Here is a 20,210-nt window from a genome sequence, read left to right as displayed (position 1 = left end):
TGCCTCACATCCGGAAGAGCCCGAAGCGCGGGCCCTGGGTCGCCGGGAGCGGGGTGCGGGCGCACACCGCCAGGGCCATGCCGAGCACGCGTCGCGTCTCGGCCGGCTCGATGATGCCGTCGTCCCACAGCCGCGCGGTCGCGTGGTACGGGTTGCCGGCGGCCTCGTAGGAGTCGCGGATCTCGCGGCGGAAGACCTCCTCGTCCTCGGCGTCCCACTCCTGGCCGCGGGCTGTGGCCTGGTCGCGCCGGACCGTCGCCAGGACCGAGGAGGCCTGCTCGCCGCCCATCACCGACACCCGCGCCCCGGGCCACGTCCACAGGAACCGCGGGGAGTAGGCGCGGCCGCACATCGCGTAGTTCCCGGCGCCGAACGACCCGCCCACGACGACCGTCAGCTTCGGCACCCGGGCCGTGGCGACGGCGGTGACCATCTTGGCGCCGTCCTTGGCGATGCCGCCTGCCTCGGCGTCGGTGCCCACCATGAACCCGGAGATGTTCTGCAGGAACAGCAGCGGGATGCCGCGCTGGTCGCACAGCTCGATGAAGTGCGCCCCCTTGAGGGCCGACTCGCGCAGCAGCACCCCGTGGTTGGCCAGCACGCCGACGGGGTGGCCGTGCAGGTGCGCGAACCCGCACACCAGCGTGGTGCCGTACTCGGCCTTGAACTCGGTCAGCCGGCTGCCGTCCACGAGCCGGGCGATCACCTCACGCGGGTCGTAGGGCTGCTGCACGTCGACGGGCACCACGGTGTCGAGTCCGTCCGGCCCGACGGCGGGCGCCTCGGTCTCGACGACCTCCCACGCGGGCTCCGGGTCCGGCGGCAGCGTCGCGACGATGTCGCGCACGATGTCCAGGGCGTGCTCGTCGTCCTCGGCCAGGTGGTCCACCACGCCCGAGCGCCGCGCGTGCAGCTCTCCCCCGCCGAGCTCCTCGGCCGTGACGACCTCGCCGATGGCAGCCTTCACCAGCGGCGGGCCGCCGAGGAAGATCGTGCCCTGGTTCCGCACGATCACCGTCTCGTCGCTCATCGCCGGCACGTACGCCCCGCCGGCCGTGCACGAGCCCAGCACCGCCGAGATCTGCGGGATCCCCTCCGCGGACAGCCGCGCCTGGTGGTAGAAGATCCGTCCGAAGTGGTCCCGGTCGGGGAACACCTCGTCCTGCCGGGGCAGGAACGCCCCGCCGGAGTCCACGAGGTACACGCACGGCAGCCGGTTCTCCAGCGCGACCTCCTGGGCGCGCAGGTGCTTCTTCACCGTCAACGGGTGATAGGTGCCGCCCTTGACCGTCGGGTCGTTGCACACCACCATCACCTGGCGCCCGCTCACCAGCCCGACGCCCGCCACGACGCCCGCGCCGGGCCACTCGCCCACCTCGCCCGGGCCGGCGTCGACCCCGTACGCCGCCAGCGGGGAGATCTCCAGGAACGGGCTGCCGGGGTCCAGCAGCCGGTCGACGCGGTCGCGCGGGAGCAGCTTGCCCCGGCCCACGTGGCGCTCCCGGGCGGCGTCGGAGCCGCCGCGGGCCGCCTGCGCGGTCCGACGGCGCAGCTCGTCCGCGAGCGCCCGCTGCGCGTCGGCGTTCGCCCGGACGGCATCGGCCGCGGGGTCGACGGCGGAGGTCAGGACGGTCATGCGACCCGCCCCTCGGGTCCTGGGGAGTCGCCGGTCGCTGCAGAGCCGTGGACGGCGCCCAGGCCGTCCGCGCGGTCGGAACCGCCGAGCAGCAGCACGAGCGCAGGGTCGGTGAGCACCGCCCCGAGGTCGGCGAGGAACCGGGCGCCCTGCTCGCCGTCGACCACCCGGTGGTCGAAGGTCAGGCTGAGCGTCAACGTCTCGCGCAGCGCGATCTCGCCCGCGTGCTCCCAGGGCCGCCGCGCGAGCCGCCCGATCCCGAGGATGGCCGACTCGCCGGGGTTGAGCAGCGGCGTGCCCGCGTCGACCCCGAACACCCCGACGTTGGTGAGCGTCAGGGTGCCGCCGGTGAGCCGCTCGGGCCGGGTCCGTCCGGCGCGGGCGACCGCGACGAGCTCGCCGAGCTCCCGGGCCAGGCCGACCAGGGACAGCTCGTCGGCGTGCGGCACGTGCGGCACCACGAGCCCGCGGTCCGTGGCCACGGCGATCCCCAGGTGCACGTGCGCCGGGCGCACGAGCTGCGGGCCCTCGTCGGACTCCTCCCACCGCGTGACGAGCGCCGGGTGGTCGGGCAGCAGCGCGCACACCGCGCGGGCCACGAGGGCGAGGACGGTCAGGCGGGTCCCTGCGGTGCGCGGGTGCTCGCGCAGGCGCGCCAGCAGCTCGGTCAGCGCCGTCACGTCGCAGGTGAGGTGCACGGTGGCCTGCGGGATCGCGGCGCTGGCGACCATCGCGGCGGCGGTGTGCTTGCGCACGCCGCGCACCGGCTCGCGGTGCTCGGCAGCTTCCACGCGGCGGGGACCGGCGCCCGGTGCGCCGTGCGCAGCGGTCTCCACGTCGTCGCGCGAGATGCGCCCGTCGGTGCCGGTGCCGGTGACCTGCGTGAGGTCGACACCGAGCCGCTTGGCCATCGCGCGGACCCCCGGGGTGGCGCGGCGGGTGGCCGTGGCCCGCGGGGCCACCCCGTCCGACGGCGCCGGCCCGGGCACGGCGACCGGCTTGCGCGGACGGCGGGTCGCGCGGCCGCGACGGGCCGCGCGGGCCCCGTAGCCCACGAGGTTGGGCCGGGACTCCTCCTCGTCCGCCGGTTCCGACGAGGCCGACGACGTCGGCGTCCCGGACGGGGCCGACAGCTCGTGCGACGCGGCCGGCTCCTCCGTCGCAGGTGCCGGGCCGTCGTGGGCGGCAGGCGAGCCGGTCGCCGTCTCGAGCTCGAAGGTGACCAGCGGCTCGCCGACCTCGACGATCTGCCCCTCCTCCGCGTGGAGGACCGCGACGACGCCCGCGTACGGCGAGGGGATCTCGACGAGCGCCTTGGCGGTCTCGACCTCGGCGATCACCTGGTTCAGCGTCACCGTGTCGCCCGGCGTCACGCGCCACTCGACCACCTCGGACTCGGTCAGTCCTTCGCCGAGGTCCGGGAGCAGGAACTCCTGGGTGCTCATGAGTCGTCCTCCTTGCCTGAACGCTGCCGCGCCTCGCTGCTCGCGCTCATGCCGCCATCTCCCCGCCGGACCGGACGGCCGCGCTGACCGTCGGGACGTCGAGCGGCACCCTGCCCAGCACCTGGTCGACGGCGAAGCACACCCGGTCCAGGTCGGGCACGTGGTGTCCCTCGAGCTTGGCCGGCGGGTAGGGCACGTCGTGGCCCGTGATGCGTACGGGCGGGGCCTCGAGGTGCTCGAAGCACCGCTCGGTGACCGTCGCGCAGATCTCGGCACCGACGCCCGCCTGACGTGGTCCCTCGTGGACCACGACGAGCCGCCCCGTGCGGCGCACGGACTCGGTGACGGCGTCGGCGTCCCACGGCGAGAGCGACCGCAGGTCGATGACCTCGATCGACGCGCCGTCGTACGCCTCGGCCGCGTCGATGCCGGTGGCGACGTGCGAGCCCCACGTGGCGACGGTGACGTCACGGCCGGGGCGCACCACGTGGGCTGCGCTCATGGGCGGGGCGTCGGCGAGGTCGACGGCGGGGTCGACCTCGCCCTTGACGTGGTAGAGCCGCTTGGGCTCGAAGAAGATCACCGGGTCGTCGCAGGCGATCGCCTGGCGCAGCACGGTGCTGGCGTCCTGCGGGTTCGACACCGACACCACGCGCAGCCCCGCGGTGTGCACGAAGTACGCCTCCGGGGACTCGCTGTGGTGCTCCGCCGCGCCGATTCCGCCGGCGACGGGGATGCGGATCGTCAGCGGCATCGGCACCTTGCCCCTCGTGCGGGCGTGCATCTTGGCGACCTGGCTGACGATCTGGTCGAACGCGACGTAGACGAACCCGTCGAACTGGATCTCCACCACCGAGCGGTACCCGCGGTACGCCATCCCGATGGCGGTGCCGAGGATCCCCGACTCCGCCAGCGGCGTGTCCACCACCCGGCGCGGCCCGAACTCGCGCTGCAGCCCGTCCGTGACCCGGAAGACCCCGCCGAGGGCGCCGATGTCCTCACCGAGCAGCACCACGTGGTCGTCGTCGCGCAGCGCCTGCCGCAGGCCGGCGTTGAGGCCCTGGGCCAGCGTCATCGTCTGCGTCGTCATCGTCCGCCTCCTTCGGAGGTCTCGAAGCCGTCGAGGTAGCGGGCGTAGGCGTCCCGCTCGGCGTCGAGCTCGGCGTGCGGCTCGGCGTAGACGTCCGCGAAGACGTCGGGCCACGACGGGTCCGCGATGGAGGTGACGCCGGCGCGCAGCTCGGCCGCGACGGCGTCGGCAGCGGCCTGCACCCGGGCCTCGCCGTCGTCGTCGAGCGCACCCTCGGCACGCAGGTGGGCGGCGATGCGGTCGACCGGGTCGCGCGCCTCCCAGTGCTCGATCTCGGCGGAGGTGCGGTAACGGGTGGGGTCGTCGGCCGTGGTGTGCGGCCCGCGGCGGTAGGTGACGGCCTCGATGAAGGTGGGGCCGCCGCCGGTGCGCGCCCGGTGCAGCGCCTGGCGCGTCACCGCGAGCACGGCCAGCACGTCGTTGCCGTCCACCCGGACGCCCGGCATGCCGAAGCCCCGGGCACGCTCGACGAGCGGCACCTTGGACTGCAGCGACACCGGCTCGGAGATCGCCCACTGGTTGTTCTGGCAGAAGAAGACCACGGGCGCCGTCCAGGTCGAGGCGAACGTGAACGCCTCGGCGACGTCGCCCTGGCTCGTCGCGCCGTCACCGAAGTAGGAGATGACGGCCTCGGTGGGTGCGGCCCCGGCGGTGGCACCGGAGCCCGGGGCCTCGCCCCGTTCGTCGGTCTCCTGGTCGGCGAGGATCCCGACGGCGTAGCCCACGGCGTGCAGGGCCTGGGCACCGATGATCACCTGCATGGGCGCCATCCGGGCCTCGTGCGGGTCCCACCCGGCGCCGGTGACGCCGCGCCACACGCGCAGCAGGTCCGCCCCGGCGATGCCACGCACGTGGGCGACGCCGTGCTCGCGGTAGCTGGAGAACACGAAGTCGTCGACGTCCAGGGCACGGGCCGAGCCGATCTGGGCGGCCTCCTGGCCGAGCAGCGGGGGCCACAGCGCGAGGTGGCCCTGGCGCTGCAGGGCGGTGGCCTCGGTGTCGATGCGACGCACGACCACCATGTCCTCGTAGAGGCGCAGCAGGGCGGCGTGGTCGACGTCCTCGACCCAGGCGTCGTACGTCGCGTCCGGGTGGCGCACGCCGTCGGCGTCGACCAGCCGGACGGTGCCGTCCCCGGGGTCGACGCCCTCGCGCGCGGAGGCCGGGCGGGCGGTGGCGGGCGCATGGTCGCGCGCGCCGCCGTGGGCGCTGTCCACCGAGGAGTCGTGGCCTGCTCGTGACAGGCGCCGCGTCCTCGGATCCGTGGTGCTGGGCATGGGTGGCCTCACCTCGCATCGGAGACGGCGCTCCTCGTCGAGCGCCGATGTGGCGAACGTAACGCGGCTGGGTCACACCGCACCACCGCCGTCGGGCACGCTACGCACAGTGCTCTGGTGCGTGGTGTCGGGCTGAGCAGAGTGCACAGCCCGGCGCGGTTCGTGACCTCAGCGCTCCGGTCGGCACCTCCGGCTCCGATCGGTCACTGCGGCTGCCGACCGGAGCCGAACGTGCCGACCGGAACGTGGTGCGCATCACGGATAGGCTGATCGGGTGCACAGCATCGACGCCGTGGACCTCGCACTGCTGAGGGCCCTCTCGCAGGACCCGCGCGCCACGACGGTCGCCCTCGCCCAGCGGCTGGGCATCTCGCGCAACACCGTGGCCGCCCGGCTGACCCGCCTGGAGGACGCCGGCGCCTTCCGGGAGTTCGACCGGTGCATCGACCCTGCCGTGCTCGGTCACCCGCTGACCGCCTTCATCGAGGTCACCGTGCACCAGCAGGAGCTCGCCCGGATCGTCACCGAGCTCGCCGAGATCCCCGAGGTGATCCAGGCGTTCGGGCACAGCGGAGCAGCGGACCTGCGCGTCCACGTCGTCTGCCGGGACACCGATCACCTGTTCCGCATCGACGCCGCGATCCTGCGCATCGACGGCGTGCAGCGCACCGAGACGTCCCTCTCGATGGGCGAGCTGGTGCCGTTCCGCATCCAGCCGCTCGTGGAGAAGCTGCGCCGCGGGCTGTGAGCCGTCAGTCGTCGCCCGGTGGCCCGCGGTGGACGCTCACGCGGACGTCGCCGGTCGTGAACCGCGTGAGGATCAGGCCCATGCCGCTTCCGTCGCCGGCGGCGTACCACAGCTCTCGGTATCCGCCGGCCTCCTCCTCGGAGCTCTCGGGGACCCACCCCAGCTCCGTCAACCGGGCATCAGCGGTCTCGACGTCGACGGCCCCCGGCGCGTCGAGGTCGAAGCCCACCCACGCCGTCGGACCGCCATCGGTGTCACAGGTCACCTCGTGCGGTGCACCACCCCCGAGCTCCGCGGCCAGGCGCTCCGCCTCCGCGCTCAGGGCCTCCCCGTACGCCTCGACGGACTCCTCGCACTCCCGCCCGTACCCGATCCACATGTTGCCGCTGCAACCGCCCAGCACCATGAGCGCGAGCACTGCTCCGGCCACCACCGTCCCGCCACGCACCGCGTCTCCCCTCGTTCTGCGGGGACGCAGCCGCGGCCCGGCGCCATGATGTCAGCACCGGCACGCGCCGGGAAGGTCCGCGCGCACCGGAGCCGTCGCGTCAGGAGAGCCCGACCACCAGGTCGGCCGCACCCTGCGTCGCCTCGATGAGCTCCGTGTTGACCTGGTCCGAGCCGCGCGCCCAGCGCCGCGCGTCCTCGGCGCTCTTGCCGAACGCCCGGTGCCGCGCCTCGAGGCGGGCCAGGCGGACGTCGTCGGGCAGCTCGACGTACCAGACCTCGGCCATCCGGGCCCGTGCGGCGGGCCAGGCGCCCGACGCCGCGAGCAGATAGTTCCCCTCGGTGACGACCAGCGGCACCTCGGCCGGCACCTCGACACCGGCGGCGACCGGTTCCTCGATCTCCCGCCGGAACACCGGGGCGTAGACCGGAGGGTCACCGGGGCGGGCGTCGGCGAGCCGCGCGATCAGCGCCGCGTACCCGGCGTCGTCGAACGTGTCGATCGCGCCCTTGCGGTGCCGGGACCCGTGCGCGGCCAGCACCGCGTCCGACAGGTGGAAGCCGTCCATCCCGACGCAGACGGCCAGCTCCGGCCCGAGCTCCTCGACCAGCGCCGCCGCCACCGTCGACTTGCCCGAGCCGGGTGCCCCGACGATCCCGAGGATCGCGCGCTCCCCTGACGCGACGAGCCCGCGCGCCCGGGCGGCGAGCTCCGCCGTCGTGCTCACCCGCGCAGCTCCGCGAGCCAGGCACGTGGTCCGTCGTGAGCCACCCGGGTGCTCGCGACCCGTGCCGCCTGCGCGCAGGCCTCGGACAGTGCGGCCCCGCCGGCCAGGGCGGCGGCGAGCGCCCCGTGGAAGGCGTCGCCCGCGCCGAGCGTGTCGCGGACCTCGACCTCCGGCACGTCGACCGTCCCGGACCCGTCCGCGCCGAACCACTCGACCGGGTCGCCGCCGTGGGTGACCACCACGGCGCCGGCCCCGAGCGCCCGGGCGCCCGAAGCGCCGTCGTCGTGCCCGGGGACCGAGAAGTCCGCCGAGAGCGCGGCGACGTCGGCGGCAGGGATCAGCTCGGCGAACACCTCCCGCCACCGCCCGGCGTCCAGCAGCACGGGTGGGCGGCGGTCGAGGGTCCCGACGTGCTCCACGACGGCGCGGGCGATCGCCGGGTGGTGCCCGTCCAGCAGCACGAGGTCCGGGGTGGGCAGCTGCGGCAGGTTCGACGGCGCCGGGGCGTCGGCGAGCGCCGCGTCCGCCGAGACGACCGACCGTTCCCCGGTCGCGTCGTCGACCAGCACCGCGGAGACGGCGAGCGGGAAGTCCGACCCGGCGGCCACGTCCTGGACCTCGACGCCGTGGGCGGCCAGGTCGCTGCGCGCCGCCATCGCGACCGGCCCGTCACCCAGCGCCGTGATCAGCACGGCCCGGACCCCGAGCGCGGCGGCCGTCACGGCGGCGTTGGCAGCCGGACCGCCCGCGGCGACGTCCTGGCGGACGGCCGTGACCTTCTCGTCGCTGCCCGGCCGCGCGGTGGCCCGGTGCACGACGTCGAGCGTGGTCAGGCCCACGAACCAGCAGGTGCTCATCCGAGTCCCCTTCCCGGTCAGCGGCCGGTGCCGTCGACGGCGTACGGCTCGATCGCGGCGACCTCGTCCTCGGTCAAGGGCCCGGCCGCGAGCGCCGCGACGTTGTCCTCGAGCTGCGCCACCGAGGACGCCCCGATCAGCGCCGACGTCACGCGCGAGTCCCGCAGCACCCACGACAGCGCGAGCTGGGCGAGGCTCTGCCCGCGCCCGGCGGCGATCTCGTGCAGGGCGCGCGCCCGTTCGAGGTAGGTCTCGCTGAGGGCGTCGCTGGAGAGGAACGGCGAGTCCGACCGCGCCGCGCGCGACCCCTCCGGTGCCGAACCGCCCAGGTAGCGGCCGGTCAGCAGTCCCTGCTGCAGCGGGGAGAAGACGATGGTGCCCACTCCCAGGTCCTCGACGGCGTCGAGCAGGGACTCGCTCTGCTGACCGTCGTAGGGGTCCTCGCGCTCGGCGTCTTCGATGTGCCGGTTGAACATCGAGTAGCTGGGCTGGTGGATGAGCATCGGGGTACCCAGCTCCGCCAGGATCTGGGCCGCCTCCCGGGTGCGCGACGGCGAGTAGTTCGAGACCCCGACGTACAGCGCCTTGCCCTGCGCGACGGCGGAGGCGAGGGCACCCATGGTCTCTTCCAGCGGCGTCGAGGGGTCCGGGCGGTGGTGGTAGAAGATGTCGACGTGGTCGAGACCCATGCGGTGCAGGGACTGGTCGAGCGAGGACAGCAGGTACTTGCGCGAGCCGTGGTCGCCGTACGGGCCCGGCCACATGTCGTAGCCCGCCTTGGTGGAGATGACGAGCTCGTCGCGGTACGGCCGCAGGTCGGTGGCCAGGTGGCGGCCGAAGTTCTCCTCCGCCGAGCCGTACGGCGGGCCGTAGTTGTTCGCCAGGTCGAAGTGCGTCACGCCGAGGTCGAACGCGCGGCACAGGATCGCACGCTGCGTCTCCAGCGGGTTCACGTGGCCGAAGTTGTGCCACAGGCCCAGCGACAGCGCCGGCAGGTCCAGCCCGGAACGACCCGTCCGGCGATAGGTCATCGTGTCGTAACGGGTGTCGGCGGCCAGGTAGCGAGGTGCGAGAGGCATAGGAGCATCCTGTCAGAGCAGCGTCAACGCCAGCAGCGGCGCCGGGACGGCCCACACCTCTCCGCTCGTGTCCAAGATCGACTTCGTCGCGAGGATTCCCCGCTGGTACTTCCCCATGATCACGCGGGCCTCGCTCTTCCAGCCACGCGAGACCCACTTCGACTCGATCGGCACGCTCATGACGGTCCCCGCAGCGGACGGCAACGAGACCGGCGCCAGGTCGATCTCCCGGTCGTTGCTCGTCCGTGCGTATCCGATGGTGTCACCAGCCAGCCATCGCCCCTCGGAGTGGGCGTCCACCGCACGCGCGAGGTGCACACCGATGGCCTGTTCGGTCAGGGACGTCATGTCGGGCGCCTTCGCCCCACCACGTAGGCGTGACGGCAACCACGAGAGGACCGGATCGGTGAGGTAGTGCTTGGACTGCGTTCGAGGCACCAGCGCTCCGAAGTCGTCTCGCTGAGGACAGCGCAGCACAGCGTGCGACGACACCATCCGCGTCAGCCGGGTCTCCAAGGCCGCCCGAGTCCACGCCTGGAGATCCTGCAGATACGCATCCGAGACGGCACCGTTCCGGACGTACTCGGCCACGGCGCGCGGAAACCCACCCACACTCAGGAACTGCTGCCAAGCCAGATCGAACTCGTCGACGAACAGTTCCGTCTCGGCGAGCTGGGCACGCGCCTCGCGACTCTGCAAGTGACCTGGATGAAGACGTGACAGCACGGGGAGGTTCTCACGCGTGGTGATGAGGAACTCGCGGAAGCTCATCGGCAGGAGTGTTCGGCGGCGACGTGTCTCAGAACCTGCCCGACCTGCCATGAGGTTGCCCTCGATGTCCTCGTCCGGGTCCCATCGGGACCCCGCGGCGATGACGGTGTCGTGCGCGAACGCCGTGTTGTCCCGGGCGTCCTTGAACACGGACGACCAACCACGCACCGAGGTGATCTCGTCGAAGAGCCACACTCGAGGCCGCGCCCCGTCGAGGTCGACCGACTCCGTCATGCTGCGCGCGAGCGTGAGAACGCGGCGGACGTCTTGCAGTGCCAACGTGTCGCACGGGACGTGGATGATCTGCCGGGGATCGATATCGCTCCGTTCGCAGAGCGTCGCGGCGAGCTGCAGCATCACGACCGACTTGCCGATGCGCCGCGGCCCCGACAGGACGATCAACCGATCGCCGAGCGGATCCGTCGCGACGTCGTCGAGCGCTTCCGCCCGATATCCGATGTCGTACGTGGCCAACCCCTGCAGCACAGGATGCCGCCGCGTCCAAGCGGTAGTCTCTTCGCCGAGCACCTGCGCCTTCCACCAGGGGTTTCGCTCGCTGAGGTGGTGCCGGATGGAGTCATCGCGCAGGCAATGAAGGTAGCACCATACTCACTCGAGGGGGAGGGTTGAGTAAACATGACTCCACTCAAGGGGGAGGGTCGAGTGAACCTGACTCCACTCGAGGGGGAGGGTCGACACGATGAGCAGAGCAGGATTCATCTGACACCCGTCACACTTGACCCGGACGAGGACGGGACCGGCGAGACGGAGCGACACATGGACGACGGCGACACCTCGGGGCCCGGCGTGCCGCGCTCGGCCGAGTGGTCGGTGGCACTCGGGGTGGCGGGGCTGGCCTGCGCCGTCGTCCCCGTGGTCGGCGACTGGGTGGCCGCCCCTCTCGCTCTCGCCTCCATCGGCCTGGGATCGTTCGCCATCCACGTCGCCGAGCGCGACGCGCGCCCCGGCACCGCCCGGGGGCTCGTGGGGGCGATGACGGGCGTCGTGACGCTGGGTGTCGTGCTGTTCTCGCTCGCCGCGAGCATCGGCCACGGCTGAACCGGCGAGCTACTCCGCCGGCGGCACGGGGAAGTTGGCGCTGAAGAGGTTCGTCGGGTCCCAGTCCCGCTTGACCTGGCGCAGCCGCGCCAGGGTCGGCCCGGGGAACGCCTCGTCGAGCCGCTCGGGTCGCGTGTCGGTGTCGAAGGACAGGTAGAGCCCGTCCGTGTGCGACGCCATCTCGGCGTCCCAGAGCATGTCGAGCTGCTCCTGCGAGCTCCCCATCGCCGAGAGCACGAAGTTCTGCCGCCGGTGCGCGTAGGCCGTGGCCTCCACCGGGACGTCGTGGGTCGCCCCGCCGGTCGCGCGGACCTGCAGGAAGTAGGCGGCGCCCGACGCCGCCACCCGCTCGAAGGCGCGGGCGGTCGCCGTGTCGAGGTGGGTCACCAGAGCGGAACGGACCGCCGGGTCGCCGCCGCCCTGGTGCTGCTTCGCCGCCGCCTGCACGACGCCGGAGTAGGGCAGCAGGTACGCCTCGTGCCCCAGGAGCGGTCCGGCGTCGGCCAACCGTTCGAGCTGGGTGACGGCCGCGACGGTGTCGTCACCGGCCCAGACGGTCATGAGCTGGGCGACCGGCCCGTTCCCACGCCGGCCTGGCGACAGGATGAGGAAGCTCGTGAGCTCGCGGGGAGCGGTCTCGACCGCCTTCCCCCAGCGCTCGAGCAGCCCGGCGGTGTCGGTGGCGTCGAGGGTCATCTGGGAGAAGACAACGTCGCCGACCTCCTGCGCCTCGATCTCGACCCAGGTGACGGCGCCCAGGTTCCCGCCGGCACCGCGCAGCCCCCAGAACAGGTCGGGGTGCTCCGTGGCGGAGGCTCGTACGACGCGCCCGTCCGCCGTCACGACCTCCGCCGCCACGAGGTGGTCGATGGTCAGCCCGTACGTGCGCCCGAGGAACCCGACCCCGCCGGCGGTGGCGAGCCCGCCGACACCGACACCGCCGTAGTCACCCGAGCTGATCGCCCAGCCGCGCGGTGCCAGCGCTTCGGCGACCTGACTCCAGGTGGCGCCGGCACCGATCCGCACGCGGCGGGTGGCGTCGTCGACCACCTCGATGGCATTCAGCGACCCGAGGTCGACGACGATCCCGCCGTCGTTCGTGGACCGCCCGCTGATGCCGTGCCCGCCGGAGCGGATGCCCAGCGGGACGTCCTGCGCCCGGGCATAGGCGACGGCTTCGGCGACCTCGGTGGCGTCGCGGGGACGGAGCACGAGGCCCGGGGCGCCGGAGCGCAGGTAGTTGTGGCGCACGGTGTCGTAGGCGCGGTCGCCCGGTTCGACGGCGGTGCTCGCCAGCGCGGCCGGCACGGCGCCGTAGTCGATCCCGTCCCGGCGCAGCTCGATCGCGGCTCTGCCCCGGCGGGTGGCGGCCGGGGCGGTCCCGGCGGCTGCGCGCTCGCGGGCGACCAGCTCGCGCACCGCCGGGGCGATCTCGTGGCCGAGCACCGCCGTCTGGGTCGGGTCGTCGGTGGCGACGACGAACGTCCCGATGCCGTCGGACAGGGCGAGGGTGGCGAGCTCGTCGACCCACTGCTCGACGGGCCCCTGCAGGAACCCCTGGCGTGCGGGTGCGACAGCGCCCTGCACGTTGAGCAGGCGGCGGATCTCCGCGGGGTGGCGGCCGGCCTCCTCGGCGGCCTCGTCGATGACCTTGTTGCCCCGGGCCAGGTCACCGTCCTTCAGGTAGGCGAGGGAGGGCAGCCAGCCGTCGGCCTTGCGCGCGACGAGTCGCAGCATGCGGGGCTTGTACGCGCCGAGCCAGACGGGCACGTCGTGCGCCGGGGCGGGCCCTCGCTTCGCCCCGGTGACGCGGTGGTGCTCGCCGCTGGTGCGCAGGCCGCGACGCTCACCGGGGTCCCAGATGCCACGGATGATCTCGAGGGCTTCCTCGAGGGCCGTGACGGACTGCGCCGGGGTCAGCCGCTCGGCGCCCATGGACTCGATGGCGTCCCAGAACCCGCCCGCACCGAGGCCGAGGTCGATGCGCCCGCCGCTGAGCAGGTCGAGGCTGGCGACCGACCGCGCCAGCACGGCCGGCTGGCGCAGTGGCAGGTTGAGGACGTTGCCGGCCAGGTGCACCCGCTCGGTGGCGGCCGCCACGTAGGAGATGAGCGTCCACGTGTCCAGGAACCCGGGCTGGTACGGGTGGTCCTGGAAGGTCACGAGGTCCAGGCCGGCGGTCTCGGCGGCCTGGGCGAGCCGGACGGGCTGCTGAGGGTCACGGTTCGACGGGGTGACGAACGTACCGAAGACCAGGTCGTGGCCGTAGTCGGTCATGGGGCTGCTCCTGAGGACGAGATTAATCTGTTGAACAGACGATAGTCGAAACAACTCATCTCGACGACATCGCATTCCGCGGTAGGATCGCCGCATGCCCTCACCCGACGCGCCCTCGCCCTTCGGCTGGTCCCTCGCCGCGCTCCTGCGCGAGTGGAAACAGCGGGTTGCCGCGACATGCAGCGAGCTGCCGCAGGGATCCCGGGGCTACGAGGTGCTCTCCGCCGTCGTGCACGACGAGCCCCCCACCCAGGCAGCGCTCGCCGCCCGCCTCGGGATCGACCGCACGGTCATGACCTACCTGCTCGACGAGCTCGACGCGGCGGGCCTCGCCCGGCGGCAGCCCGACCCCAGCGACCGGCGGGCGCGTCGGATCGTCGCCACCGCGCGCGGACGCGAGATCGTCACCGGGCTCGACGGCGCGGTCGCCCGTGCCGAGGACGAGCTGTTGTCGACCCTCGACCCCGCCGAGCGCGCGACGCTGCGCACCCTGCTCGAGCGGGCGGCCGGCGGGGCCGCACCGCACGACGACCGGTGCGCCGTCGTCGGCGACACCATCGCACCCGGGACCTGACCGGCAAGACCTTGCCCCTCGGAGGCGCTTGACCCTGACACGGTGACAGACGGGAGAACGGTGCCATGTTGTCCATCGGGGCGTTCGCGCAGATCGGTCAGGTGACCCACCGCATGCTGCGGCACTGGGACTCCGCCGGCCTGCTCGTTCCCGCCCACGTCGACGAGTTCACCGGGTACCGCTCGTACGACCCGTCCCAGCTCGACCGGCTCCATCGCATCGTCGCCCTGCGCCAGCTCGGCTTCGGCCTCGACGACGTCGCGCTCGTCCTCGCCGACGGCGTGGACGCCGAGCAGCTCACCGGCCTGCTGCAGGTCCGGAGGGCCGAGGTGGCCAGGGAGCACGAGGAGGCGACGGCGCGGCTCGTCGACGTGGAGCGCAGGCTCCGGCTCATCGAGAAGGAGAAGGCCATGACCAGCATCGAGATCGTCAAGAAGTCCCTGCCCGCCGTCCGGCTCGCGGCGCGCACCACCGTGGTGGCCGCCCAGCCGGAGGTGGCCGCCGTCGTCGGGCCGTCCTTCGACGCCGTGGCCCGGGCGCTCGAGCCGAACCAGGGGCTGCTGGAGACGCCGATCGCTCAGTACGACGCCGGCGAGGACGGTCTACGCGTCGTGGTCGGGTACGCCTACGCCGGCGAGGCGCGGCCCGGGTTCGAGGTCGTCGACCTGCCGGCGGTGGACATCGCCGTGTGCGCGGTGCACCACGGCTCGATGGACCGGATCGGCGAGTCCTGGCAGGCGCTGCACACCGAGATGACGGCGCGAGGGCTCGTACCGTCCGGACCGTGCCGGGAGCTCTACGTCCGCGCGGAGCCGGACGAGGACCAGAGCGACTGGGTGACCGAGCTGCAGCAGCCGGTCACCACCGCCTGACTCCGACCACCCCACCGAAGAGCTGTGGGCGCGATTTCTGGGCTTCCAGCCTGGGCAAAACAAACATATCGGGCCAGAGATCGCGCCCACAACGATCAGGTGACGGCGCCGAGGTGCCAGGGGATGAACTCCTCGGCGCCGATGCCGAGCTCCTCGCTCACGGACTGCTCGCCGGACGCCACCGCGAGGATCTTCGCCAGGATCTCCGCGCCGACCTCGTCCAACGTGGCGGTCCCGTCCACGATCGTGCCGGCGTTGAGGTCCATGTCCTCACTCATCCGGTCGTACATCGGGGTGTTCGTGGCGACCTTGATCGACGGCGTGGGCTGGCAGCCGAACACCGACCCGCGCCCGGTGGTGAACACGACCACGTTCGCTCCGCCCGCGACCAGACCCGTTACGGACACGGGGTCGTACCCCGGGGTGTCCATGAAGGTGAAGCCCCGGTCGGTGATCGGCTCGGCGTACTCGTAGACGGCCGTCAGGTCGGCCTGGCCGCCCTTGGCCACGGCACCGAGCGACTTCTCCAGGATCGTGGTCAGGCCCCCCGCCTTGTTGCCCGGCGAGGGGTTGTTGTCGAGGGTCCCGCCGCCGGCCGCGACGTACTCCTGCCACCAGTCGATCCGGTCGAGCAGCCTCTTCGCGACGCCGGGTTCGGTGGCGCGGGCCGTCAGCAGGTGCTCGGCGCCGTAGACCTCGGGCGTCTCGGCCAGCACCGACGTGCCGCCGTAGCTCACGATGCGGTCCGAGGCCCAGCCGAGGGCCGGGTTCGCCGTGATGCCCGAGTACCCGTCCGAGCCGCCGCAGTTGAGCCCCAGCACCAGCTCGGAGACGTCGCACTCGACGCGCTGCCGGGCGTTCACCTCCGGCAGCATCGACCGCACGGCCTCGACGCCGGCGCGCACCGAAGCACGCACGCCCCCGGTCTCCTGGATGGTCATCGACCGCACCACGGTGTCGCCCGGGATCGCGGCGAGCAGCCCGGCGCTCTCGGTCGGCCCCGGAGCCCCGACGCCGGGCATCCCCAGGTCGGCGACGGCGCCCGAGCGCGCCGACAGCGCGGCGCCCGGCACCATCTCGCACCCCAGTCCCAGCACGAGCAGGCCGGCGACGTTCGGGTGGGCGGCGTACCCACGCAGCGTGCGCAGCAGCAGCTGTCCGCCCTCGGAGTCCGGCACCAGGCCGCACCCGCTGGTGTGCGTCAGGGCGATGACGCCGTCGACGCCTCCGAACTCGTCCAGCGCCGAACCACGGAACTGCTCGGCGATCATCTTCGCCGTCGAGGCCGAGCAGTTCACGCTCGTGAGGATCGCGACGTAGTTGCGGGTGCCCACGCGCCCGTCGGCGCGACGGTAGCCGCGGAAGGTGGGACGTGGCCCGGCCGGCACGGGGAGCTCGGTGTGGACACCACCGAGCGGCGCCCGCCGCTCGCCCTGGTCGAACCCCAGGTTGTGGGAGTGCACGTGGGCGCCCGGCGCGACGTCCGCCGTCGCGACGCCGATGACCTGGCCGTACTTGCGCACCGGAGCTCCGACGGCGACCTGCCGCAGCGCGATCTTGTGCCCGCGAGGGACCGCGTCGAGGACGACGACGGCGGTCCCGTCGGGTGCGACCGCGCGGTCGTCGGGGGCGAGGTCGCGCGTGGCGACGGCGACGTCGTCGCCCTCGCGGAGCACCAGCAGGTCGTTCATCGGGTTCTTCCGTCCTCCACAGGGCGAAGGCCCCGTCGGCCGACGGGGCGGGGACCGTCGGGCACGGGGCCGCCGGAGGTTCCGGTCGGCGGCCCCGCACCCTTCGGGTCAGGTGAGCCGTGGCATCGGCTCGGGACCGAGGCGGCTCAGGAGGTGGCTGCCTCGACCTCGGAGAGGAACGCCTCGGCGGCCTCGTCCGGGGTCATGGAGCCGAAGAGCACCTCGGAGTTGATGCGGGTGATGATGTCCTGGACGTCACCGGCACCGTTCGGCGGCACCGGCGGGGCGTCCACGATCTCCTCGTCGAGCGCGGCCATGAACTCCGCGACCTTGGCGTCGGCGGCCTCGAGGTCACCCAGGATCGACTCGCGGACCGACAGGTTCGACGGCAGGCCGCGGTCGGTGAGCTGCAGCGCGGCGGCCTCGGGGTCGTTGAGCAGGAAGTCCACGAACAGCGCCGACTCCTCCGGGTGCTCGGTGGTCGCCGAGACCGAGTAGAACATCGCGGGCTTGAAGTACATCCCGGTGCGGTCGAACTCGGTCTCGCCGGGGATGCGCAGCAGCTCGAGGTCGTGGCCCGAGGCCGAGCTCAGCGCGCCGAGCTGGTTCGACCACCAGACGCCCATGGCGCCGGAGTTGGTGCCCAGCAGCGAGCCCTCGGGGCCGGCCGCCTGGATCTCCGTGGTGCGCGAGCCGTCCGGGGAGCCGCCGTTCTCCTGCAGGTCCAGGCCGATCTGGAAGAACTGCGAGACCGTCTCGGCGTCGACACCGAGCGTGCCGTCCTCGTTGAAGAGGGCCTGACCCTTCTGCCGGGCGAGGATGCTCAGGCCGGCCTCGTTGAAGCCGAGGTCCTGGGTGCCCCAGACGCCGTCACCGGCGGCCTCCGAGATCTGGCCCGAGACCTCGACGAACTCCTCCCACGTCCACGTCGTGTCGTCGGGGACGTCGACGCCCGCGTCGGCGAAGACCTCGGGGTCCGCGACCATCGCGTAGGCGTTGACGCCGGTGGCCAGGCCGTAGAGGGCGCCGTCGACCCGCCCGCCGTCGAGGACGGTCTCGGGGATCTCCGAGGTGTCGATGTCCAGGGACTCGAGGTCCGCCAGCACCCCGCGGTTCGCGTAGTCGGCGATGAACCGCTCCTCGTGCGTGATGACGTCGGGGGTGTCCCCGCCCGCCACCGTCGTGGCCAGCTTGTCCCAGTAGCCGCCCCAGTCGGTGAAGTCCGGGACCACCGTGATGCCCGGGTTCTTCTCCTCGAACAGGTCGATGATCTCCTGGGTGGTCTGGTGCCGGTCGTCCGAGCCCCACCAGGAGAAGCGGATCGAGACGTCCCCGTCGCCACCCTCCTCGGAGGCCTCGGTCTCACCGGCCTCGCCGGGGACGCCCGAGTCCCCGGAGCAGGCACCCAGCGCCAGGGCGCCGGCGGCGGTGAAGGCGATGAACGCGGCGCGGGAGCGTCCCCGCCGTGTGGTCGTGGCTCGCATGATTCTCCTTGTGTGTGCGTGACGAGAACGTCGTCGTTGTCATCGAGCACCGGACCCCGCCGTCGGGGTCCGGGTGGTGGAGCGGCTACTTGATGCCGGTCGTCGCGATCCCCTTGACCAGGTACTTCTGGCCGAAGAGGAAGACGAAGAAGATGGGGATCAGGGACACGATCGACATGGCGAACAGCGGGCCCCACGAGCTGTTGCTCGTGGCGTCCAGGAACGTCCGCAGCGCGATCGGGACCGTGTACATGTCCGGCCGGGTCAGGAAGATGAGCTGGCTGAAGAAGTCGTTCCACGTCCAGATGAACGTGAAGATCGCCGTGGTGGCGAGCGCCGGCAGGGACAGCGGCAGCATGATCCGCAGGAAGATGCGCCCGTGCCCGCAGCCGTCCAGGCGCGCGGCCTCGTCGAGCTCCTTGGGCAGTCCCCGGAAGAACTGGACCATGAGGAAGATGAAGAACGCGTCCGTGGCCAGCAGCTTGGGCACGATCAGCGGCAGGAACGTGTTGATCCACTCGAGCTGGGAGAACAGGATGTACTGCGGCACGATGATGACGTGGATCGGCAGCATGATCGTCATGAGCATGATGGCGAACCAGAGCGGCCGGCCCCGGAACTTGAGCCGCGCGAACGCGTAGGCCGCCATCGAGCAGGAGATCAGGTTCCCCAGCACGCTGCCCATCACCACGATCGCCGAGTTCATCAGGTAGTGGCTGAAGGGGTGCAGCAGCGCGTTCCAGCCCGCGGTGTAGTTCGTGAGGTCGATCTCGCTGGGGATCAGGCCCGGCTCGCGGAAGATGATCTCGTTGGGCTTGAACGAGCTGGAGAGCATCCACAGCAGCGGGTAGAGCATGATCAGCCCGAACCCGATGAGCAGCAGGTGCTTGATCAGGCGCCGCGTGCGCGGTCCGACCCTGCGCTTGCGCCGGACGTCGGGGACCTCGGCGGCGACCTCGGACAGCGTGCGCTCGGGACGGATGCGCTGCGCGGTGGTCGTGGTGGTCTCGGTGTGTGCGTCGGGGCGCACCGGCGTGTCAGTCATCGTAGAAGACCCAGTACTTGGAGGCGAAGAAGTTGACCGCCGTCAGGCAGGCGACGATGAGGAGCAGGAACCAGGCCATCGCGGAGGCGTACCCCATGTCGAAGGACTTGAACCCCTGCTGGTAGAGGTACAGCGTGTAGAAGAGCGTGGAGTCGATGGGGCCACCGGTCCCGCCGGAGACGACGAACGCCTGGGTGAACGCCTGGAAGGCACCGATGAGCTGCAGCACCAGGTTGAAGAAGATGATCGGTGACAGCAGCGGGATCGTGATGCTGAAGAACTGGCGCACCTTGCTGGCCCCGTCGATGGACGCCGCCTCGTAGTACATGGTCGGCACCTGCCGCAGGCCGGCCAGGAAGATCACCATCGGCGCGCCGAAGGTCCACACGTTGAGGATCATCAGGGTGCCGAGGGCGTAGTCCGGGTGGGACACCCAGCCGTAGCCCTGGATCCCGAAGTACGCGAGGAACTGGTTCACCAGGCCGTCGGCGCCGAACACCTGGCGCCACAGCAGCGCGATCGCCACCGAGCCGCCCAGCAGGGAGGGCAGGTAGTAGATCGACCGGTAGAACGCCAGCCCGCGCAGCCCCTTGTCGAGCGCCATGGCGAGCATGAGGGCCATCGCGAGCTGCAGCGGCACCGAGAAGAACACGTACCGGAACGTCACCCCGAGGGACTGGATCCACCGGGCGTCCTCGAACATCCGCTGGTAGTTCTCGATGCCGACCCAGTTCGGGGGCTCGAGCAGGCTGTAGTCCGTGAAGGACAGGTACAGCGAGGCCAGCAGCGGGAAGGCCGTGATGAGGCCCAGCCCGATGAACCAGGGCGCGAGGAACACGGCGGCTGCCTTGCCGTCGCCCTTGCGGGTCTCACGGCTGGCGTGCCGGGTCTTGGCGACCTCCTGAATCATCGCCATGACCGCACCTCCCCGTGCCGTGCAGGGGTGGACACCATCGTCGTCCTCCTGATCGTCGTCGATCGCGGCTGCCGGTCGGAGCGGGTGCTCCAGGCCGGGAAACCGGTTGCTGCTGAGGAAGGTATCACAGTAGGAACCGGTTTCCCATGGTGTACCGTCATCTTCTGGACCGGCCCCCCGTCAGGGCGCCGGCAGTGATCAGAACGTGATCCAC

At 72.2% G+C, this 20,210-nt stretch carries 18 protein-coding genes; 4 read left to right on the top strand and 14 right to left on the bottom strand.

What is annotated here, in order from left to right:
- Positions 1 to 4: 4 nt before the first annotated feature.
- From HDG69_RS03125 to pdhA, 4 genes are read right to left on the bottom strand one after another with little or no spacing between them, the layout of a single operon-like run.
- Positions 5 to 1,636 (bottom strand): carboxyl transferase domain-containing protein, encoded by a 1,632-nt coding sequence (locus tag HDG69_RS03125; RefSeq protein WP_171782303.1) that lies wholly within the window; start codon positions 1,634 to 1,636, stop codon positions 5 to 7.
- The gene (locus HDG69_RS03120; RefSeq protein ID WP_171782302.1) at positions 1,633 to 3,081 is read right to left on the bottom strand and encodes a dihydrolipoamide acetyltransferase family protein; all 1,449 of its coding nucleotides are present in this window, start codon (positions 3,079 to 3,081) and stop codon (positions 1,633 to 1,635) included. Before HDG69_RS03120 ends, HDG69_RS03125 begins: the two co-directional genes overlap by 4 nt.
- Positions 3,082 to 3,127: 46 nt before the next feature.
- Positions 3,128 to 4,171 carry an alpha-ketoacid dehydrogenase subunit beta gene (locus HDG69_RS03115; protein ID WP_171782301.1) on the bottom strand — a complete coding sequence of 348 codons (1,044 nt, stop codon included), beginning with the start codon at positions 4,169 to 4,171 and terminating at the stop codon, positions 3,128 to 3,130.
- Positions 4,168 to 5,448 (bottom strand): pyruvate dehydrogenase (acetyl-transferring) E1 component subunit alpha, encoded by a 1,281-nt coding sequence (gene pdhA / locus HDG69_RS03110; protein WP_171782300.1) that lies wholly within the window; start codon positions 5,446 to 5,448, stop codon positions 4,168 to 4,170. Before pdhA ends, HDG69_RS03115 begins: the two co-directional genes overlap by 4 nt.
- Before the next feature lie 274 nt (positions 5,449 to 5,722).
- Between pdhA and HDG69_RS03105 the strand changes: the two genes are divergently transcribed.
- Positions 5,723 to 6,196, top strand: a complete 474-nt coding sequence (locus HDG69_RS03105; protein ID WP_171782299.1) for an Lrp/AsnC ligand binding domain-containing protein — start codon at positions 5,723 to 5,725, stop codon at positions 6,194 to 6,196.
- A gap of 4 nt (positions 6,197 to 6,200) precedes the next feature.
- On the opposite strand, the gene HDG69_RS03100 is transcribed toward HDG69_RS03105, so the two are convergent.
- The 5 genes from HDG69_RS03100 to HDG69_RS03080 all read right to left on the bottom strand — a co-directional run bounded on the left by HDG69_RS03100 (position 6,201) and on the right by HDG69_RS03080 (position 10,552).
- Complete coding sequence (locus tag HDG69_RS03100) at positions 6,201 to 6,644, bottom strand: hypothetical protein (RefSeq protein ID WP_171782298.1); 444 nt, start codon at positions 6,642 to 6,644, stop codon at positions 6,201 to 6,203.
- A 100-nt stretch (positions 6,645 to 6,744) separates the two neighbouring features.
- Positions 6,745 to 7,371: a nucleoside/nucleotide kinase family protein gene (locus tag HDG69_RS03095; protein ID WP_171782297.1), complete on the bottom strand. Its 627-nt coding sequence runs from the start codon at positions 7,369 to 7,371 to the stop codon at positions 6,745 to 6,747.
- Positions 7,368 to 8,228: a PfkB family carbohydrate kinase gene (locus HDG69_RS03090; protein ID WP_171782296.1), complete on the bottom strand. Its 861-nt coding sequence runs from the start codon at positions 8,226 to 8,228 to the stop codon at positions 7,368 to 7,370. Before HDG69_RS03090 ends, HDG69_RS03095 begins: the two co-directional genes overlap by 4 nt.
- A gap of 17 nt (positions 8,229 to 8,245) precedes the next feature.
- Positions 8,246 to 9,307: an L-glyceraldehyde 3-phosphate reductase gene (gene mgrA, locus HDG69_RS03085; protein ID WP_171782295.1), complete on the bottom strand. Its 1,062-nt coding sequence runs from the start codon at positions 9,305 to 9,307 to the stop codon at positions 8,246 to 8,248.
- 12 nt (positions 9,308 to 9,319) lie between these two features.
- Positions 9,320 to 10,552: an AAA family ATPase gene (locus HDG69_RS03080; protein WP_171782294.1), complete on the bottom strand. Its 1,233-nt coding sequence runs from the start codon at positions 10,550 to 10,552 to the stop codon at positions 9,320 to 9,322.
- A gap of 303 nt (positions 10,553 to 10,855) precedes the next feature.
- Here HDG69_RS03080 and HDG69_RS03075 point away from each other — a divergent pair, with 303 nt between their 5' ends.
- On the top strand, positions 10,856 to 11,137 hold the full coding sequence (locus HDG69_RS03075; RefSeq protein WP_171782293.1) for a hypothetical protein: 282 nt from the start codon (positions 10,856 to 10,858) through the stop codon (positions 11,135 to 11,137).
- 9 nt (positions 11,138 to 11,146) lie between these two features.
- On the opposite strand, the gene HDG69_RS03070 is transcribed toward HDG69_RS03075, so the two are convergent.
- A complete protein-coding gene (locus HDG69_RS03070; RefSeq protein WP_171782292.1) occupies positions 11,147 to 13,414 on the bottom strand; it encodes an LLM class flavin-dependent oxidoreductase in 2,268 nt (755 codons plus the stop codon).
- A 94-nt stretch (positions 13,415 to 13,508) separates the two neighbouring features.
- On the opposite strand from HDG69_RS03070, the gene HDG69_RS03065 reads away from it, so the two are divergent.
- The gene (locus tag HDG69_RS03065) at positions 13,509 to 13,988 is read left to right on the top strand and encodes a MarR family winged helix-turn-helix transcriptional regulator (protein WP_171782291.1); all 480 of its coding nucleotides are present in this window, start codon (positions 13,509 to 13,511) and stop codon (positions 13,986 to 13,988) included.
- A gap of 65 nt (positions 13,989 to 14,053) precedes the next feature.
- Positions 14,054 to 14,860 carry a MerR family transcriptional regulator gene (locus tag HDG69_RS03060; RefSeq protein ID WP_171782290.1) on the top strand — a complete coding sequence of 269 codons (807 nt, stop codon included), beginning with the start codon at positions 14,054 to 14,056 and terminating at the stop codon, positions 14,858 to 14,860.
- A 95-nt stretch (positions 14,861 to 14,955) separates the two neighbouring features.
- Here the strand turns inward: HDG69_RS03060 and HDG69_RS03055 are convergent, their stop codons facing one another.
- From HDG69_RS03055 to HDG69_RS03040, 4 genes are all read right to left on the bottom strand, one after another.
- Positions 14,956 to 16,551, bottom strand: coding sequence for a UxaA family hydrolase (locus HDG69_RS03055; RefSeq protein ID WP_171782289.1), 1,596 nt, complete (start codon positions 16,549 to 16,551; stop codon positions 14,956 to 14,958).
- A gap of 146 nt (positions 16,552 to 16,697) precedes the next feature.
- A complete protein-coding gene (locus tag HDG69_RS03050; protein WP_171782288.1) occupies positions 16,698 to 18,035 on the bottom strand; it encodes an ABC transporter substrate-binding protein in 1,338 nt (445 codons plus the stop codon).
- Between the two features lie 85 nt (positions 18,036 to 18,120).
- Positions 18,121 to 19,080 (bottom strand): carbohydrate ABC transporter permease, encoded by a 960-nt coding sequence (locus HDG69_RS03045; RefSeq protein ID WP_171782287.1) that lies wholly within the window; start codon positions 19,078 to 19,080, stop codon positions 18,121 to 18,123.
- Complete coding sequence (locus HDG69_RS03040) at positions 19,073 to 19,996, bottom strand: carbohydrate ABC transporter permease (RefSeq protein WP_171782286.1); 924 nt, start codon at positions 19,994 to 19,996, stop codon at positions 19,073 to 19,075. Before HDG69_RS03040 ends, HDG69_RS03045 begins: the two co-directional genes overlap by 8 nt.
- Positions 19,997 to 20,210 lie beyond the last annotated feature (214 nt).

Source organism: Isoptericola halotolerans (genome assembly GCF_013149785.1).
Classification (GTDB): Bacteria; Actinomycetota; Actinomycetes; order Actinomycetales; family Cellulomonadaceae; genus Isoptericola; species Isoptericola halotolerans.
The sequence above is the reverse complement of the archived record's forward strand: the minus strand, read 5'-3'. Positions and strand labels throughout refer to the sequence as shown.

Coding starts and splice junctions, on each gene's coding strand:
- HDG69_RS03125 (WP_171782303.1), bottom strand. CDS start 1,636: ATGACCGTCCTGACCTCCGCCGTCGACCCCGCGGCCGATGCCGTCCGG.
- HDG69_RS03120 (WP_171782302.1), bottom strand. CDS start 3,081: ATGAGCACCCAGGAGTTCCTGCTCCCGGACCTCGGCGAAGGACTGACC.
- HDG69_RS03115 (WP_171782301.1), bottom strand. CDS start 4,171: ATGACGACGCAGACGATGACGCTGGCCCAGGGCCTCAACGCCGGCCTG.
- pdhA (WP_171782300.1), bottom strand. CDS start 5,448: ATGCCCAGCACCACGGATCCGAGGACGCGGCGCCTGTCACGAGCAGGC.
- HDG69_RS03090 (WP_171782296.1), bottom strand. CDS start 8,228: ATGAGCACCTGCTGGTTCGTGGGCCTGACCACGCTCGACGTCGTGCAC.
- mgrA (WP_171782295.1), bottom strand. CDS start 9,307: ATGCCTCTCGCACCTCGCTACCTGGCCGCCGACACCCGTTACGACACG.
- HDG69_RS03075 (WP_171782293.1), top strand. CDS start 10,856: ATGGACGACGGCGACACCTCGGGGCCCGGCGTGCCGCGCTCGGCCGAG.
- HDG69_RS03070 (WP_171782292.1), bottom strand. CDS start 13,414: ATGACCGACTACGGCCACGACCTGGTCTTCGGTACGTTCGTCACCCCG.
- HDG69_RS03065 (WP_171782291.1), top strand. CDS start 13,509: ATGCCCTCACCCGACGCGCCCTCGCCCTTCGGCTGGTCCCTCGCCGCG.
- HDG69_RS03060 (WP_171782290.1), top strand. CDS start 14,054: ATGTTGTCCATCGGGGCGTTCGCGCAGATCGGTCAGGTGACCCACCGC.
- HDG69_RS03055 (WP_171782289.1), bottom strand. CDS start 16,551: ATGAACGACCTGCTGGTGCTCCGCGAGGGCGACGACGTCGCCGTCGCC.
- HDG69_RS03050 (WP_171782288.1), bottom strand. CDS start 18,035: ATGCGAGCCACGACCACACGGCGGGGACGCTCCCGCGCCGCGTTCATC.
- HDG69_RS03045 (WP_171782287.1), bottom strand. CDS start 19,080: ATGACTGACACGCCGGTGCGCCCCGACGCACACACCGAGACCACCACG.
- HDG69_RS03040 (WP_171782286.1), bottom strand. CDS start 19,996: ATGGCGATGATTCAGGAGGTCGCCAAGACCCGGCACGCCAGCCGTGAG.